The organism is Paenibacillus sp. 01T424 (assembly GCF_056398745.1).
In genome coordinates, this window is record NZ_JBFTPZ010000004.1 from 149,100 (window position 1) to 164,922 (window position 15,823).

The 15,823-nt window shown below is 44.0% G+C and carries 11 protein-coding genes; 5 read left to right on the forward strand and 6 right to left on the reverse strand.

Annotated elements, in window-relative coordinates:
• Positions 1-230: 230 nt before the first annotated feature.
• A complete protein-coding gene (locus tag AC1DPK_RS05260; protein WP_477509553.1) occupies positions 231-959 on the forward strand; it encodes a LysM peptidoglycan-binding domain-containing protein in 729 nt (242 codons plus the stop codon).
• Positions 960-1,079: 120 nt separating this feature from the next.
• Here AC1DPK_RS05260 and AC1DPK_RS05265 read toward each other — a convergent pair whose 3' ends face one another.
• Positions 1,080-1,874 (reverse strand): SDR family NAD(P)-dependent oxidoreductase, encoded by a 795-nt coding sequence (locus AC1DPK_RS05265; RefSeq protein WP_441878299.1) that lies wholly within the window; start codon positions 1,872-1,874, stop codon positions 1,080-1,082.
• 221 nt (positions 1,875-2,095) lie between these two features.
• Between AC1DPK_RS05265 and AC1DPK_RS05270 the strand changes: the two genes are divergently transcribed.
• Positions 2,096-2,749 carry a TetR/AcrR family transcriptional regulator gene (locus AC1DPK_RS05270; protein ID WP_441878297.1) on the forward strand — a complete coding sequence of 218 codons (654 nt, stop codon included), beginning with the start codon at positions 2,096-2,098 and terminating at the stop codon, positions 2,747-2,749.
• A 78-nt stretch (positions 2,750-2,827) separates the two neighbouring features.
• On the opposite strand, the gene AC1DPK_RS05275 is transcribed toward AC1DPK_RS05270, so the two are convergent.
• Both AC1DPK_RS05275 and AC1DPK_RS05280 read right to left on the reverse strand, forming a co-directional pair.
• Positions 2,828-3,583: an SDR family NAD(P)-dependent oxidoreductase gene (locus AC1DPK_RS05275; RefSeq protein ID WP_477509554.1), complete on the reverse strand. Its 756-nt coding sequence runs from the start codon at positions 3,581-3,583 to the stop codon at positions 2,828-2,830.
• Between the two features lie 59 nt (positions 3,584-3,642).
• Entirely contained in the window at positions 3,643-4,386 is a 744-nt protein-coding gene (locus AC1DPK_RS05280; protein ID WP_441878295.1) for an SDR family NAD(P)-dependent oxidoreductase, read from the reverse strand.
• A 198-nt stretch (positions 4,387-4,584) separates the two neighbouring features.
• Between AC1DPK_RS05280 and AC1DPK_RS05285 the strand changes: the two genes are divergently transcribed.
• On the forward strand, positions 4,585-5,505 hold the full coding sequence (locus AC1DPK_RS05285) for a LysR family transcriptional regulator (protein ID WP_441878293.1): 921 nt from the start codon (positions 4,585-4,587) through the stop codon (positions 5,503-5,505).
• On the opposite strand, the gene AC1DPK_RS05290 is transcribed toward AC1DPK_RS05285, so the two are convergent.
• From AC1DPK_RS05290 to AC1DPK_RS05300, 3 genes are all read right to left on the reverse strand, one after another.
• The gene (locus AC1DPK_RS05290; RefSeq protein WP_477509555.1) at positions 5,489-6,811 is read right to left on the reverse strand and encodes a D-arabinono-1,4-lactone oxidase; all 1,323 of its coding nucleotides are present in this window, start codon (positions 6,809-6,811) and stop codon (positions 5,489-5,491) included. The genes AC1DPK_RS05285 and AC1DPK_RS05290 overlap by 17 nt on opposite strands.
• Positions 6,799-8,019 (reverse strand): amino acid deaminase/aldolase, encoded by a 1,221-nt coding sequence (locus AC1DPK_RS05295; protein WP_477509556.1) that lies wholly within the window; start codon positions 8,017-8,019, stop codon positions 6,799-6,801. The genes AC1DPK_RS05290 and AC1DPK_RS05295 overlap by 13 nt, the downstream gene beginning before the upstream one ends.
• 182 nt (positions 8,020-8,201) lie before the next feature.
• Positions 8,202-9,059, reverse strand: a complete 858-nt coding sequence (locus AC1DPK_RS05300) for a class II fructose-bisphosphate aldolase (RefSeq protein ID WP_054025684.1) — start codon at positions 9,057-9,059, stop codon at positions 8,202-8,204.
• 409 nt (positions 9,060-9,468) lie between these two features.
• On the opposite strand from AC1DPK_RS05300, the gene AC1DPK_RS05305 reads away from it, so the two are divergent.
• Both AC1DPK_RS05305 and AC1DPK_RS05310 read left to right on the forward strand, forming a co-directional pair.
• On the forward strand, positions 9,469-14,325 hold the full coding sequence (locus AC1DPK_RS05305) for an S-layer homology domain-containing protein (protein ID WP_477509557.1): 4,857 nt from the start codon (positions 9,469-9,471) through the stop codon (positions 14,323-14,325).
• A 391-nt stretch (positions 14,326-14,716) separates the two neighbouring features.
• Positions 14,717-15,763 carry a bifunctional transcriptional activator/DNA repair enzyme AdaA gene (locus AC1DPK_RS05310; protein ID WP_477509558.1) on the forward strand — a complete coding sequence of 349 codons (1,047 nt, stop codon included), beginning with the start codon at positions 14,717-14,719 and terminating at the stop codon, positions 15,761-15,763.
• The last annotated feature ends 60 nt before the right edge of the window (positions 15,764-15,823 follow it).

Below are 15,823 nucleotides of genomic sequence, written 5' to 3' on the forward strand. Positions count from 1 at the left end.
ATAGGTTACTTGCTGACGCTCAATTGTTTATAACGACTTATTTATTATCGATTACATAAATGAATTGCACGAGGTTATCGTTCACTTTGTAGGCCATAATCAGCATGTAGTATTCCTTGTCCTCATACGTGCAGGGTTTACAGTGATAAATATAGTCAATAGCCCAATCGCATACTACTTTCTTTACGTATAGTTATTAGGTGAATACCTATATTAAGGAGGCAACACTTATGTTCTATTCGATTCCTTGGATATCAGATCCACGGCATCAACCCTCTTTCTTTGCAAGAAATGCTGCTTATCCAGGTACTTATCCTTATAACCCATACACATGGCAGACGAATTATATCCCCTATAGGCAAACGCCTACTCCATTTTTTAGAATGAAATGGGGTAACGTACAAAGTAATACATGTATAAGTAAAGCCGAAGTAGAATTAAACCAAACTTTCCGAACGCTCTGGGAGCAACACGTCGCTTGGACGAGGATGCTCATTATTAGTATTGCGGAAGGCTTGCCTGATGAAGCGTTAGTTACCGAGCGTCTCCTCCGTAATCCCACAGACATGGCCTCCGTTTTTAAATATTATTACGGAGATACGGTAGCTTCTCAGTTTGACCGTTTAATGAGAGAACATCTTGTTTTGGCTGCACAGCTCGTTAAAGCTGCGAAGGCTGGCAATAATCAAGCAGCTGCGGAAGCAGAAAAGAAATGGTATGCCAATGCAGATGAAATCGCTGGCTTTATGAACAGTATCAACCCCAATTGGCCGAAGTCAGCCTTGGAGAACATGCTGCATGAGCATCTTCGCATGACCAAAGATGAAGCCGTATTTCGATTATCCAAAAATTATGAATCTGACATCGAAGCCTTTGATCAAATTGAGAAACAAGCACTGGATATGGCGGATGCATTTACAGCTGGCATCGTCACACAATTCCCCCATGCATTTCAATAACTAACGGAATGTGAATATAAGCCGGCTTATTTGTTGTTAAAAATGAGAGAGCACCCGCTTGGGTGCCTTTTCACTTTAAACAAATAAGTTCTTCCACCACAGATAACGAACTTCACATTTTTATTTTAAAAGTACACGCGGACGCAGCATCCGCTCCACAATACGAAGCATTTGTTTGCTTGTTAAAAAACGAGATGCTTGAGCTGTTATGAAGTTTTTGATCCCAGCAACAGCATAAGGCCGACCAGCCTCTAATGAGCGAAGCGCCACTTGTACAACATGTTCTGGCGTATCGCGCTTTCCGACAGATGCCTCTTCTGCTCCTACAACGCTGAAGAATGGGGTTTCCGTTGAACCTGGACATAAAGCAAGAAATTGGACACCGCGTTTGCGGTTTTCTTCCCAAAGCGCCTGTGTAAACGACAGTACAAAAGATTTGGTCGCTCCATACACCGCCATATACGGATCCGGTTGAAATGCTGCAGTAGAAGCTACATTAATGACGATACCGCTCCGTTTTTTAAGCATATCCGGTAAAAACAAATGAGTAAGATCCACAACTGCAACTACGTTGAGCATCACTTCTTCATGTACTCGGCCACTAGGCAACTGATCAAACCATCCATGGCTAGCAAATCCCGCATTATTAATTAATATATCTATGCTAAGTCCACGTTTTAGGCATTCTTGATATAGCTTCGCGGGCGAGCCTTCTTTGGATAGGTCTGAGACGATAACCTCCGTTTGAATGCCATGTTTCTTGCTTAGTTTCTCAGCTAATGCAACGAGCTTAGATTCCGAGCGTGCGGTTAAGATCAAATGGCTTCCTTTAGCAGCCAATTCATGAGCAAACGCTTCTCCTATACCCGAAGAAGCACCTGTAACCAGTGCCCACTTGTTTTGTACTTGTATCATTGTCTCAACCCTCTCAGATATTAAGTTTTCATATAGAAACATTGTTTCCTAATGAAACCATTGTATTTAATTACCCGCTTAATGTCAACTTACTGATCAAAAGTCATGATTGTTGTTAACGCGACACCCATTTTAGTTGGTGTTATGTAATTAAAAATAGTAAAATGAATGTCAGGAAACATCGTATCTCGAAAAAATTAAAGGTCTGAGGGTGAAGTTAGATGAACAATCCTTCCGATATGCCTTTCACAGATAACCGTACTGTTAAAACCTATCAGGAAACGAGACTGCAGCATACCGAGAATTTAAGACAAAACGTTGTAGAGGCAGCTGCAAGTATTTTGCAGGAACATGGCCCAGAGGCGGTTACGGTTCGGCGAGTTGCTGAGAAAATGGAATGTTCCACTAAAATCATTTACAACTTATTTAATAACAAAGAAGGTTTAGCTAAGCAATTATTTTTGGAAGGCTGCAAGCTGTTAGCCAAGTCCTTTGACTCGGTGCCAAAACAAGCAGACCTAGAGAAATATCTTCGTGACTTGAGTGAAGCTTATTGGAGTTTTGGACAATCCTATACAAGCTACTATATGTTGATGTTTGGCGGAGCTTTTAGCGAATTCAAACCGGAAGAGGAAAGTTTAAAAGCGACGATAACTGCTTTGCAACAAGTTATAAACACGATCGCTGAGGCAATAGAGCTAGAACTGATAGCCGAAAAAGACCCGATACTTGTTGTTCATGTGGTTTGGGCTTCATTACACGGAGTCATCCACCTTTACTTAGGTGGTCATATTCAAAGTGAAGCGATGGCGAAAACATTATATGACAGGACGGTGTCCAATTTAATTCAGACGTTCTTTCGGCACGCTAGTTGATTAAAATAATACCTTTCTCTATTTAAGGCTAGACAAAAAGTAAGGGCACCCACGCTTGGGTGCCCTTACTTTTTTTATTTATCTCGCAGTAGCCCCGCCATCGAGAATGAATTCTGCCCCCGTTGAGAAAGATGATTCATCGGATGCTAGAAAAACAACTAAATTCGCGACTTCCTCTACCGTACCAAAACGTCCTAATGGCGCCACAATTTCGGCTAATTCAGACTCAGGTATTTTAGCTGTGTTAACAGCGTAGGCTCCCATCGCCGTATTAATGTAGGCCGGATGAATCGAATTGACGCGGACATTAGCCGGAGCGTACTCAACGGCAGCATCCTTGGTCATAATTCGTACAGCGCCCTTGCTGGCACCATATGCAATATGACCTGCAGCCCCTTTTAGACCTGCAACGGAGGAGGCATTGATGACCGACCCGCCGCCTTTCTTCGCCATAAGCGGCATAACATGCTTCATCCCAAGAAATACGCTGGTGACATTGATGCTCATCATGCGATTAAACTCATCCAACGTCGTTTCTGCGAGAGGCTTAATGAAATAGATTCCCGCATTATTAAATAAAATATCAATTTGTCCATATGCGGATAAGGATGCGTCAACGACCTGCGTCCAGCTATCCTCATGACTGACATCATGGTGTAAAGCTAACGCTTCACCGCCGAACTGTTGAATCTCGTCCGCTGTTTTTTTAACATTTTCAAGATTGATATCCGTTACGACAACTTTGGCTCCCTCTTTAGCAAACCTAAGCGCTGTTGTTTTTCCTATACCTGTACCTGCACCTGTAATAACAGCAATTTTGCCTTGTAATCTCATCGTTGATCCTTCCTTTCGGATTTGTCTTCCTTACGAGATCCTAGTTACTGAAATGCAAATTAGACCGCTGTGTAGCCGCCATCAACAAGCAGGCTGGCACCTGTTATAAATGAAGCATCATCGCTGGCAAGGAACAAAACGGCTTTACCGACTTCTTCAGGTTTGCCAAGGCGTTTCATCGGATGCAAATCGATAAGATGCTGCGTAATCGCTTCATTCCGTCCTGCGATAAGCGGTGTATCAATGTATCCTGGGCATATTGCATTGACTCGAATGCCTTTAGTTGCATAGTCCGCACTCAGCGACTGTGTCAAAAGCTTAACGCCGCCTTTCGCAGAAGCATACGCAGTAACATTTGCTTTGCCAACGTGGCTATGGATGGAGCCGCAATTTACGATGGAACCGCCTGTGCCTTGTGCAAGCATTTGCTTGATTGCATATTTATCACAGAGAAATACGCCTGTTAGATTGATATCAATGGTTCTATTCCAGGCATCTAAGCTTAATAGATCAGCAGGCCCGTCCTTAGCTATACCTGCGTTTGCAAACAGAACATCCAGCTTGCCATATTTGTTCACCGTCTGGGATACCATATGAATGACGTCGTCCTCGTTGGACACGTCCGTTTTTACAAACAAGGTATCAAAGCCTTCTGTATTCAACTGATCGGAAACGCCCTGCCCATGATCAGAAAAATCCGCAATGACCACTTTCGCCCCTTCTTCGGCAAATAAGCGGACGGTTACTTCGCCAATACCGCTTGCACCGCCTGTAACAATAACAACTTTATCTTGGAATCTCATGTTATCAACACTCCTTCTTATGATTCGAGCCCATAAACGGTCTCGATTACGTTGTCCACAATCCGCCAATCTCACTCTTACTTTATAAGTACAAGTTTCTGTACCTTGATTTCATCTTATCATTGATATAAGTTAAGATAAATTTAAACAAATTGAATAATACTTAAGAAAAACTAAAACAAAGGAGATAGGTCATTCATGAATATCGAAAAGCTGGAGTATCTTGTTGAAGTTGTAAAAACGGGGTCAATCTCGGCTGCCGCTCAAAATCTTCATGTCACCGTATCGGCTATTAGCCAAGCGATTTCAAGTCTAGAATCGGAATGGGGGGTTGTTATCCTCAAGCGATCTCGGTCAGGAGCAGTACCAACAGCCGAAGGAATTGTCATTATAAAGAAGGTGTATGAAGTTCTGAACAAGTACAAAGAGCTAGTCGAGACCACGCAGGGCTATTCTAATTCTGTACAAGGCCATTTGCGATTCGCCACCATTCCCGGCCATGCTTTTCTGATTGAGAATGCCGTCATGGATTTTAAAAAGGATTATCCGCAAATACGAATGGAAATTTTCGAGAAGGGCTCTCAGGAAATTATTGACGACATTCTGCATAATCGAGCCGACTTGGGTTTTATTATTTTGTTTGAGAATCGCCTTGTTGAAAATATCGGACTGTCCATTGAACGCTTGATGAGTGTAAAGATGGTTGCTGCAGTAAGCACACAGTCTCCATTGGCGCTTAACAAAACGATTACACCAGAGGAAATTATGCAGCAAACGATCGTCTTGTATAATGATGATTATGTAAAATGGTTTATGGATGACTTTCAAGCCAAATATGGCGCTGTGGATATTTTGTTTACGACAAACAACCCGAATTCGATTGGCAGGGCACTCCTAAATCATCATGCCGTCACTATTGGCCTTGATTACTCTTTTGTGAGTGATTTGTCCATTATTCGGGATCAATCGGTCATTTTGGAGCTTGATTTAACAGGCCAAGGTGCTGTTTATTTAGGCCTTATTCAGCCTGAAGGACATCACTCTACCCCGATCTCAAAGAGCTTTATTACCCGGCTTAAACATGATCTAGCGGATGTAAAAGCTAATTTTGAGTCGTAAACAACTCCCGCAAATAAGGGCTCATGAACAAATCATGAGGGTCCATTTGCTTTCTTATTTTGGCAAATTCCTGCCACATCGGATAGCGCTTAATTAAATTGGCAGCTTTGAGCGTATGCATTTTACCCCAGTGGGGTCTGCCTTCATATCGAAGAAAGATTTGCTCCATCACTTCAAAATAACGTTTGTACGGCATGCCTTTATACATATGGACTGCTATATAGGCAGAATCGCGGCCATAAGCGGGACTAAGCCAGATCTCATCAGCCGCCACGTAACGGCACTCAATAGGGAAATGAACATGGAATCGCTCACGTTCCATTGCCTCTCGCATTTCACGTATGACCGACGTCATGGCTTCTTTCGGCAAGCTGTATTCCATTTCATAAAAACGGACGGTTCTTTCTGTCGCAAATATGCGATGGCTATAATTCGCTTTCGTCGCAACGGGTACACTTGATGCACTTAACCTGCTTATGGCAGCACTTGCTGTGGGGATCATCTTACAAAGCCCTGATAGTAAGCCAAACAATGTGTTTTCAATTAGCTTTTCGTTTACATATTCAATCCATTTGTTCGTAGGAATGGGCGCATCCGTCTCATTCATCAGTTTGACCTGACAAGTCTCCGCATATGGAAACCAAAAAAACTCAAAATGCCGGTTGTCCTCTACAAACTTCGGCAATTGCGTCAAGCAGTCCGTCAAAGCCATACGTTTGCTCTCATAGGACAGTACATAAGAGCTCTTTAAACGGAGCTTTACCTGAACAATAATGCCTAATGTTCCTAATGAAACCTGCAATGCTCGAAATACAGCCGGATGTGACTGCAGCGTATATTCCATCACTTCTCCTAAGCCGTTTACGACCGTTATGCCAGTCACCTGTGTAGCTATACTTCCTAAGCGCAGCCCTGATCCATGAGTTCCTGTACTAATCGCACCTGCAATCGACTGAACATCTATATCGCCTAGATTTTCCTGCGCTAGTCCCTCTTCATGCAACAGCTCGCCTAACCGCTTCAGCTTCGTTCCTGCCCAGACGACAGCCGTCTGCTCGTCAGCATTTACACTCACCACTCCTTGCAGCTCGTCAAGCGATACAAGCACCTGATCAGAAGCAGCAACCGCCGTAAAAGAGTGCGCTGACCCTACAACGCGCAAATACTTGCCTTTATTCAAACACTCATGACGAACGATTGCCACTACTTCATCTATCGTCTTCGGATGCCGAATAAGCTCAGGAGCGGCAGTGACTGACCCCGACCAATTTGTCCAGCTTTTCCGATTCGCTTTCATAGGAAACATTCCCCTTCTCCGCGGTAGGTTAAGTACTCGTCAACAATGCCTTCCCCAGTTATCGCATACAGCTTCGGAAACCGTTCACATAATTCCCCAGCCTTCGCATGCCGGAAAAAGATTGGATCTCCCAGCTCGAGAGCCAAACCGCTTGGACAACGAAGCGGCGTCTGCACCTCACCCGCGCCTTCTAACGAAATCAACGTTAAGCCTTCAGGCAAATGCGGCTGCGGCGCTTTTTCCGCGCTAACAGCACCTGAAGCGGTGTAACCCCCGCCCAAGCAGGTTACCATATCTAATCTAGGCTTCCGCACGACTTCCACCGCATATCCAGCAGCAGGAAAATACTGAAAATCAGCATAATGATCGAACAGCGTAGGACAATAAAAACCAGAGCCTACGGTGATTTCCGTTACTCCCTGCTCCAATTTGGAGCTGCTTATACTCCCAGTACCTCCAGCGTTTACAAAGCGCAGTTCCCCGCCTAACGCGTGAATACCTTGCAGCACTTCCTCACGCCTTTCAGCTACTTCTCGAATTGAACGCCGCTTCAGCTGGCGGATGAATGAATTTTTTAACCACTGTCCCAAGACTTGATCCCCTACTCCAGCAATTTGCGCCTCGTAGCCCATTACACCATCCAGCCTTACCCATTTGGATTGCATAATCCGTTCGGCAATCGGCTTAGCCAGTGGCCATGAGGTTACCGGTGATCTCCATATGCCAAAATGCAGTCCTGGATAGTTTGCAGACATATCGATATCCAAACAAAGCGCTGCCTGTACGCCAGTGGCCGCTGCAAGCCGCTCGATATGCTCCACATGCTGAATGGAATCAACCATAAATACAACCGTTCGGCCACTAGCTGCAGCTTCTAACAGAATTGAAATTTCGCCCGGCTCCCAAGCGGGATAACCAAGCAGCAAATCATCAAAGCCATGCCTCAGCAGAAAAGCCGCCTCTCTTGCCGTATAACACATGATACCTTGATACACTTTGTCTGAATGAAGAATACGTCGAAGAACCTCCACAGACCTTATTGATTTACTTGCGACACGAATTTTCTTGTCACCCGCCGCAGCCGCTATGGCTCTGCTATTCGCATCCAATAAATCAAGATTTACATAAGCAAAAGGCTTCGCTGTCTGCGCAAAAATCCTTTTATATTGCTCATAGTGAGGGAGCTCGATAGGCCATTCTCCATTCTGTTTACGCATGTTTATTTTTACATTATATTCCTCATTTCTAATTGAAATCCTTTTTATTTGCTGGCGCTTAGCTTGCCGGGAATGTGAGCAGCCTTGCGTTTGCCGCAAATCCGATTACAAAAAAAAGAGCTGTCCTTCTCCCGCCAGCGGCGTTTGAAAGACAGCTCTTTGTTGTATATTCGAAAATGATCTTACGCTTTGTTGGATGAACCAAACTCACGCATTTTGCCCATAACGGTTTGTTTGATTCCTTCGCGACCTGGAGCAAGGAATTTACGCGGATCGAAAGCTTCGGAATCTGCGCTCAACACTTCACGAACGATTTTTGTGAATGTGATTTGGTTTTCTGTATTTACGTTGATTTTCGCTGTTCCTAGCGAAATGGATCTTTTGATGTGCTCAGTTGGGATACCTGTGCCGCCATGCAATACTAGTGGCAATTTGATTGTTTGGCAAATTTCTTCCATTTCTTTGAAGCCTAGGTTTGGTTCACCTTTGTAAGGACCGTGAACGGAACCAAGTGCAGGAGCAAGGCAGTCAATACCAGTACGTTGTACTAGCTCGAAGCACTCCTTAGGATCTGCATAAATAACGCCTTCAGCTATTACATCGTCTTCTTGTCCGCCAACTGTACCTAGCTCAGCTTCAACAGAAACGCCGCGCTCGTGCGCGTATGCAACAACCTCTTGAGTCGTTTTTACGTTTTCTTCAAATGGTGAGTGTGAAGCATCGATCATAACGGATGTAAATCCAGCATCGATCGCAGCTTTACATTTTTCAAAGCTAGAACCGTGATCCAAGTGGATCGCAACAGGAACTGTAATTTTCATTTCTTCAATTAGTGATTTCACGATTGCAGTTACAACTGTGAAACCTCCCATGTAACGAGCTGCGCCTTCAGAAACGCCAAGGATAACCGGGGATTGCTCTTCTTGAGCAGCGCCTAGAATGGCTTGTGTCCACTCCAAGTTGTTGATGTTGTATTGACCAACTGCATAGCCTTCTTTTAACGCTTTGTTCAACATTTCTTTCATTGATACCAATGCCATATTAAAATCCTCCTTAGAGTTTAACTAACTATTTTTAATCATGTAAATGCCTGATTATATTGTGAGAATAATCACTAATGAATAGTCAGGACCATTAACATTCTGAATACCTAGTACTTCTTTATCAATCACCCAACTATTGTACATCTTTATCCTTTAATAAATCAACTTATTTTGCCCCTAAATAACGAACACTTCCCAGCTGCAATCGCTTACACATAGGTTTTTCATCATTTTTTTCTCGAAAATAATATAGTGAAGCAATAAAGTAAATTTTATTCATGATTTACAAGTGCTGATCAACATATCAAGGGATGTTTAGAGTTTGTACAGAGCAGGATGGTATAATTAGGAATGTGCCAATTAGCATATTTTTACAAATTGATGACCACAACCAGGAGGAAAAATCATGCATGTTGATCATCTACACAAAGATTCATTTTTTAGAAGGATTTTATTAGTTGTTACTTCCTTTATTTTGGTACTCTCAGCGGCGCCGATAACGCCTGTGCTGGCGAGCTCCGAGCCGGACTCGCTGCCAATCTATGTCGGCTGGCAAAATTTTAATCATACCGGTCCTACTGCAGTTGTATCTAATGATGCGACCAGAGTGCTGAGCTTCCCGGCTATTCCGGGCCGAAATAACACCGCCACAACAGCGAACGGACGATTAAGAGTAGTGCCGGTTACGAATGATTCAAGCGGCATCGTCGTTCGTACAAATAAAATTAAGCTTGACGGCGGCTTTAGCACTTATTTTGTCATGCATTTGAATGGAAGCACTTCGTTAAATAATTTAAACTTTCCGGGACCCGCTGATGGTCTAACCTTTATTATTCAGGATAATCCGACTCCTGTTCTAGGCGGGGTAGGCGAAGGCGTAGGCTATGCCGGTATTCCAAACTCCGTAGGTGTAGAGTTCGATACGTGGAAAAACCTCGGACCTCATAAGGGGATTCAATACAATGATCCTAATCTCCCTTATAGTCTCTCAAATCGATACCATCCGGCAACCAACCCAACCGGCCCTACTGCCGATCATGTCGCTATTGTAATGAATGGCAACAACCATCATCAACAGGGCAGTGGCGACGTTATTGATAATTTGCAAGGAGCCAACTTCCGTTTGTACGATTACGCCGCAAGCGATGCTTACGTTCATGTTTGGGTTGATTATGACGATAATGGACGTCTAACTACAACTTATGGTCCAAGTGATAATCGAACGAATGCGAATAACAGATCACTGACTCGTAATGTCGGTACATCCCTTATGAACAAAGAGGTATATGTAGGCTTTGGCGCGAGTACAGGGGGAGCCAACTCCCATCATGATATTCTGGCATGGTATTTCAAAAACTCCTACGTTGATGGAGGACTAAAACCCGACGGAAATTACAAGCAAGGACCAAGTGCAGTTACAATCAATAAAGTATTCTCCACAGGTGTTGGAGCACAGAAGGGTATTGATATCAAGGTCAACGGCATTAGCAAAAGTGATAACTTACCTAATGAAAAGGTTGATATTTATGTTAACAATCAATTAGTAGATGGCGAGTACAGTACAAATAGTGAGGGCGTGCTTGTTTATACCTTTGATGATTCGAGTCATCTGCAGGCCGGTAATAACAATATTACTGTGATCACCAGTAACGGAGGCACTTCTGCGAGCAGCTCAGCGATTATGACTGAGGCGCCTGTGGCAAGTAACATTGTGTTGTCCTATACGGCTAATGGCATTGTGACGATTGATGGCGTTCCGAATGGAGTAGCCGTAACCCTATACGACGACAATCATGAAGTCATTGCAACCTCGTCAATTGCAACGAACGGAACGGTTCGCTTGACATTGACCGACGATGGCAAGGATATACTAGCTGGCGCCAGTCAAATTGATATTTCTTATGCAAAAAATGGTGAAGTAGCCAGCAACGTAACAGCAGTATCTCCTATTTTACGGAGCAGTGCGCCTGAAAAAGAGAAAATCACTACGAATGTACCCAAAAACACAGTAACCGTTAAAGACGTCCCACCGGGCTCGACTGTTAAAGTGTATGGTGACGATGACGAGCTCATCGGTACAGCAACTAACAACGGCAATGAAGAAACAGAAGTGGTAGTCACTATTGATCCGCCAACCAAGCTTCAAAAAGGTGACATCATTGAGGTTACAATTACAGAAGAAGACGGCAAGCCAGAAAGCGAACGAGTAACAAGCATAGCGAAGCTGGAGAGCGACCCGTTGGACGAGAAAAAAATCACAACAAACGCAACGAACAATACGGTAACGATTAAAGACGTACCGCCAGGTACAACCATCAACGTATATGACAAGAACGGCGAGGTTATTGGAACAGCTACTAACACTGGCACGGAAGCAGATATCGTAGTTGAAATTAAAGAACCGAATACGCTTGTGGCAGGAGACAACATTAAAGTTACAGTTACAGAGACAGGTAAGCTCGAAAGTGAGCCAGTGTCTAGCGAAGCGAAGCTGGACAGCGTGCTTGACACAAATAACGTTAAAACGAACGCAACAAACAATACCGTAACCGTTAAGGATGTACCGCCGGGTGCAACCATTCTAGTATACGACGAGAACGGTGATGTTATCGGTAAGGCTACAAATACAGGCACATCAAAAACAGCCGTTGTCGTTACTATTGAACCTACAAACGCGCTTGCTGAAGGCGATATTGTAAAAGTTACGATCACAGAAGACGGTCATCTGGAAAGTAAACCGATATCGAGCGAAGCAAAAACGGAAAGCGCGCCGCTTGAGAGTAACAATGTGGAAACAAACGCAACGAAAAACGCAGTAACCGTTAAAGACGTACCACCAGGTGCAACTATCAACGTATATGACAAGAACGGCGATGTTATTGGTACAGTTACAAACACGGATACGTCCATAGCTACCGTTGTAGTTAACATTGAAGCCCCGCATGTACTTGGTGAGGGAGACTTGGTTAAGGTTGCAATTGCAGAAGTTGGAAAGCTGGAAAGCCCATCCACTTCTAGCACAGCAAAAATAGATAGTGGCTCACCGGAAAGTTCAACGATTAAAGCAAGTGTATCGAATGGCAGCGTTAAGGTAGTAGAGGTGCCTGCTGGGGCGACCATTATTGTATACGACGAAAATGGTACAGAGTTGAAACGTGCGGTAAATGCCGGAGAAGAGACGGGAACCGTTGTCATCGGAGGACTTGACCTTGAGCCTGGAACCAAAATTCAAGTGACATTAACGGAAAAAGACAGATATGAAAGCAAGCCCTTACTTATAACGGTCGAATTCACGACAGACGAAGCCATTGATGATGCACTGAGGGCCCTGCAAATCGGTTACCAAGCAAACGATACATGGGAGAGTGTTACGCTTCCTGTACTCATTGTAACAACAGGGGCAAATGAAACGATGATCGATTGGACTTCCAACAAGCCAAGTGCAATTGAAATTTCATTGCCTGAGAATGGATCAATCAAGACACTTGTTCATCGTCATGCAAAGGATGAGAGTGTTATACTCACCGCTTCCGTTTCTAAAAATGGTGTAACGAAAACCCGCACATTCCTGTTAATTGTCAAAGCCGAGAACCTAACAAAGACAACAATCGAGAATTATCGACAAGTCCCTGTTGTTGGCGGCTCAGACAATGAGGTGAGTGAGCCGGTTGGCATTAATCGTGTTATGTTATCAAATGGAGTAAAAATTGACAAAGCCATTTTTGATCCGGCAGCAGCAGCAAGGTTTATTAATGATCTTAGAACAAAAAACGGAGTATCAACTGTACTTGTTGATGAGGTTACAGGAGACGAGCCAGGTGAGATTGCTGTCGAAATTCCTGGACAATCTATAAGACTGTTAAACACCAACCAAAATACGCTAGATATACGTACAGAATATGCAACTATATCCATTGCTGCAAATGTTATTGACCGCATGGCAGATCGTTATCTTGACTTGTTTTTCCGCTTAATTCCTGTTAAAGATGCTGGTCATCAAGCGGAATTAAATACCAGCATTGTGAATGAGACAGTTGTCAGAGCAGCGGCTGGAAGCCGAAATGTTGCAGTGATTGGCTCCTCGTTGGAAATTGAAACAAACTATCGCGATTACACAACAACACTGTTCTTACCATTTGCAAAAAACGGAATCACCGTACCTGCAAGCAACTACGACAGCTTTTTAGATTCGCTGCGAATCTTTGTAGAGCATAGCGATGGAGAAAAAGTGGTAATGAAACCTGCCGTTGTGTACAGCGGTGATACTCCAATTGGGCTAGAGATTGAAATTGACAAGTTTAGCATTTTCTCCGTTATTCAGTTAACAGAACGGTCGACAGGTGAAAGCACCGTCATACCCGCTCAGCCTGTGACGGAGCAAGTGAAGAAGACCACCATCGATCCAAAAGCGGGAACCATTGTTCTTGATCTAGTTGATGGCAGCGGTAAGGTGGACACATCAGGCTTTATAGTAAAAATTAGTGGCAAGGCAGTGGAAATAAAAGACGTTAGAATGGATGGCAATCAAGTTATTATTCAGCTGAAGAATCCTATTCCCGTTGGTTATGAAGCAACCGTATCTTATAAGCCGGGCAGCGGCTTCACAGGCACTTTGAAGTCTTTCACTGACCTGAACATTGCAAACCCTGGCCATCATAATGCTTATATTAAAGGCTTCCCTGATGGCACATTCCGCCCGAATAACACGATCACGAGAGCGGAGATGTCGGCTTTACTAGCACGCAACAAAAATTTACCTAATGTTTATGAATACCAAAAGCTCTACCCAGATGTTGCAAAAGGCTTCTGGGCCGCAGCTAACATCGAGCAGCTACAAGATATTGGATTAATGATTGGCGATAAGCAGGGCAACTTCCGGCCAAATGACCGCATAACGAGAGCCGAAATGGCAATGATTGCGGCCAAATGGTTAAATGCTGATCTTAACGGACCATTCACGAACACATTTGAGGACGTATCTGATCAGCACTGGGCTGCAGCAGCTATTGCCGCTGTAAACAAAGCGGGGGTTATGATCGGTTTTGAAGATGGCTCGTTCGGTCTGAAGGAATATGTAACACGTGCGCAAGCAGTTACCATTATGAACCGTTTGCTAGGAAGAGGACCGCTTACAGGCGTGACAACACCATCTTGGCCGGATGCGACTTCTGCTCACTGGGCATTCGAGCATATTGAAGAAGCTTCAAAAGATCACTATTATACGTATCTTTCGGATGGTAAAGAGCTATTATTTAAGCAATAGCACCATCCTGTCGCTATTGAAGTGGATTCAAGCTCGACAATTCATTCATACTCAAAAGCCAAGAAAATGCTGGGTTATAACTAGCATATTTCTTGGCTTTTCTCTTACTGCACAATCAACATGAAGGACTGTAAAGCCGTGTCAAAGTCAAGATAAGCGTCATCCGTTGTTGGATTGCGTTCTGGTAATCAGATTACGAACTTCATCTGAATACAAGTAAAACAACCCGGCAAGTGTTCGCGAATCTCCGCTTTGGCGTCGCTCTTGCAGCTGCACATAATGATCAGGTTTCATACAAGCGAATCAAAAAAATTAATGCCTGATTTTCGGCTACGTTATATTTCTGAAGGCTCTATAATAAGAGCATAATCTAAGATTAGGGCGTGCAAACATGGTACCTGCAGAGCGTAACGAAGAATACTACAGGGCGTTATTAGAGAAAAGAACGGAATATGAAGGCGTATTTTATGTAGGCGTCAAAACGACTGGCGTGTTCTGTCGTCCAACCTGCCCGGCACGAAAGCCTAAATTTGAAAACTGCGAATTTTATGAGACGGCACAACAAGCGCTGCTTGCCTCCTATCGGCCATGCCAAAGATGCCGTCCGCTTTCCCACCCAAACCATGTATCGGAGGTTGTTCGCCAGCTTGTTGCTGCCGTTGAGGAAAATCCTGAAAAACGATGGAAAGAACAAGATTTCAAAAATCTTTCGGTTGATGAGTCAACAGCGCGCCGTCAGTTCAAGAAGCGATTTGGCATGACGTTTGTTGAATATGCTCGCGCTCGCCGCATGGGACTTGCCTTGAAGAACATTAGATCGGGTCAAACGATCATTGATACTCAGCTATCTGCTGGTTATGAATCCAGCAGCGGTTTCAGAGACGCTTTCTCGCGAATTATGGGGGCCGCGCCTACATTAGTAGAGAATAGTCAGGTTTTGAAAGCTTCTTGGATCGACACAAGGCTTGGGCCGATGATTGCAATTGGGGATGAGAGTGCACTTTATCTTCTTGAATTTGTTGATCGGCGAGGGCTAGAACGCGAAGTAGAAAGGCTTCGTCAACGGACAAAATCCGCCATCATTCCAGGTGTCACGGAACCAATCCAATCGATTGAAAGTGAATTGACCCGCTATTTTGACGGAAAACTGACCGAATTTAAAACCCCCGTCTCGTTGCTTGGATCACCTTTTCAGAAGAGCGTATGGGAGCAATTAATGAAAATTCCGCCGGGCGAAACGCGTTCCTATTCAGACATCGCCGCTGCACTCAGTAAACCATCCGCCTATCGTGCTGTCGCTCAGGCCAATGGCGCAAATCAGCTCGCGATTATGATTCCTTGTCATCGAGTCATCAACTCAAATGGTGATTTAGGCGGCTATGGCGGTGGATTAACACGTAAAAACTGGCTATTACATCACGAGAAACAAGGAGAATAATATGACGTTGGAAGAAGTGCGCTGTCCGTGCATAACCAACTGCGCTTTTAAAAATGAAAG

Bases quoted from the DNA above. Each gene is read 5' to 3' on its own strand.
- AC1DPK_RS05260 (WP_477509553.1), top strand. From the start codon at position 231: ATGTTCTATTCGATTCCTTGGATATCAGATCCACGGCATCAACCCTCT.
- AC1DPK_RS05265 (WP_441878299.1), bottom strand. From the start codon at position 1,874: ATGATACAAGTACAAAACAAGTGGGCACTGGTTACAGGTGCTTCTTCG.
- AC1DPK_RS05270 (WP_441878297.1), top strand. From the start codon at position 2,096: ATGAACAATCCTTCCGATATGCCTTTCACAGATAACCGTACTGTTAAA.
- AC1DPK_RS05275 (WP_477509554.1), bottom strand. From the start codon at position 3,583: ATGAGATTACAAGGCAAAATTGCTGTTATTACAGGTGCAGGTACAGGT.
- AC1DPK_RS05280 (WP_441878295.1), bottom strand. From the start codon at position 4,386: ATGAGATTCCAAGATAAAGTTGTTATTGTTACAGGCGGTGCAAGCGGT.
- AC1DPK_RS05285 (WP_441878293.1), top strand. From the start codon at position 4,585: ATGAATATCGAAAAGCTGGAGTATCTTGTTGAAGTTGTAAAAACGGGG.
- AC1DPK_RS05290 (WP_477509555.1), bottom strand. From the start codon at position 6,811: ATGTTTCCTATGAAAGCGAATCGGAAAAGCTGGACAAATTGGTCGGGG.
- AC1DPK_RS05295 (WP_477509556.1), bottom strand. From the start codon at position 8,019: ATGCGTAAACAGAATGGAGAATGGCCTATCGAGCTCCCTCACTATGAG.
- AC1DPK_RS05300 (WP_054025684.1), bottom strand. From the start codon at position 9,059: ATGGCATTGGTATCAATGAAAGAAATGTTGAACAAAGCGTTAAAAGAA.
- AC1DPK_RS05305 (WP_477509557.1), top strand. From the start codon at position 9,469: ATGCATGTTGATCATCTACACAAAGATTCATTTTTTAGAAGGATTTTA.
- AC1DPK_RS05310 (WP_477509558.1), top strand. From the start codon at position 14,717: ATGGTACCTGCAGAGCGTAACGAAGAATACTACAGGGCGTTATTAGAG.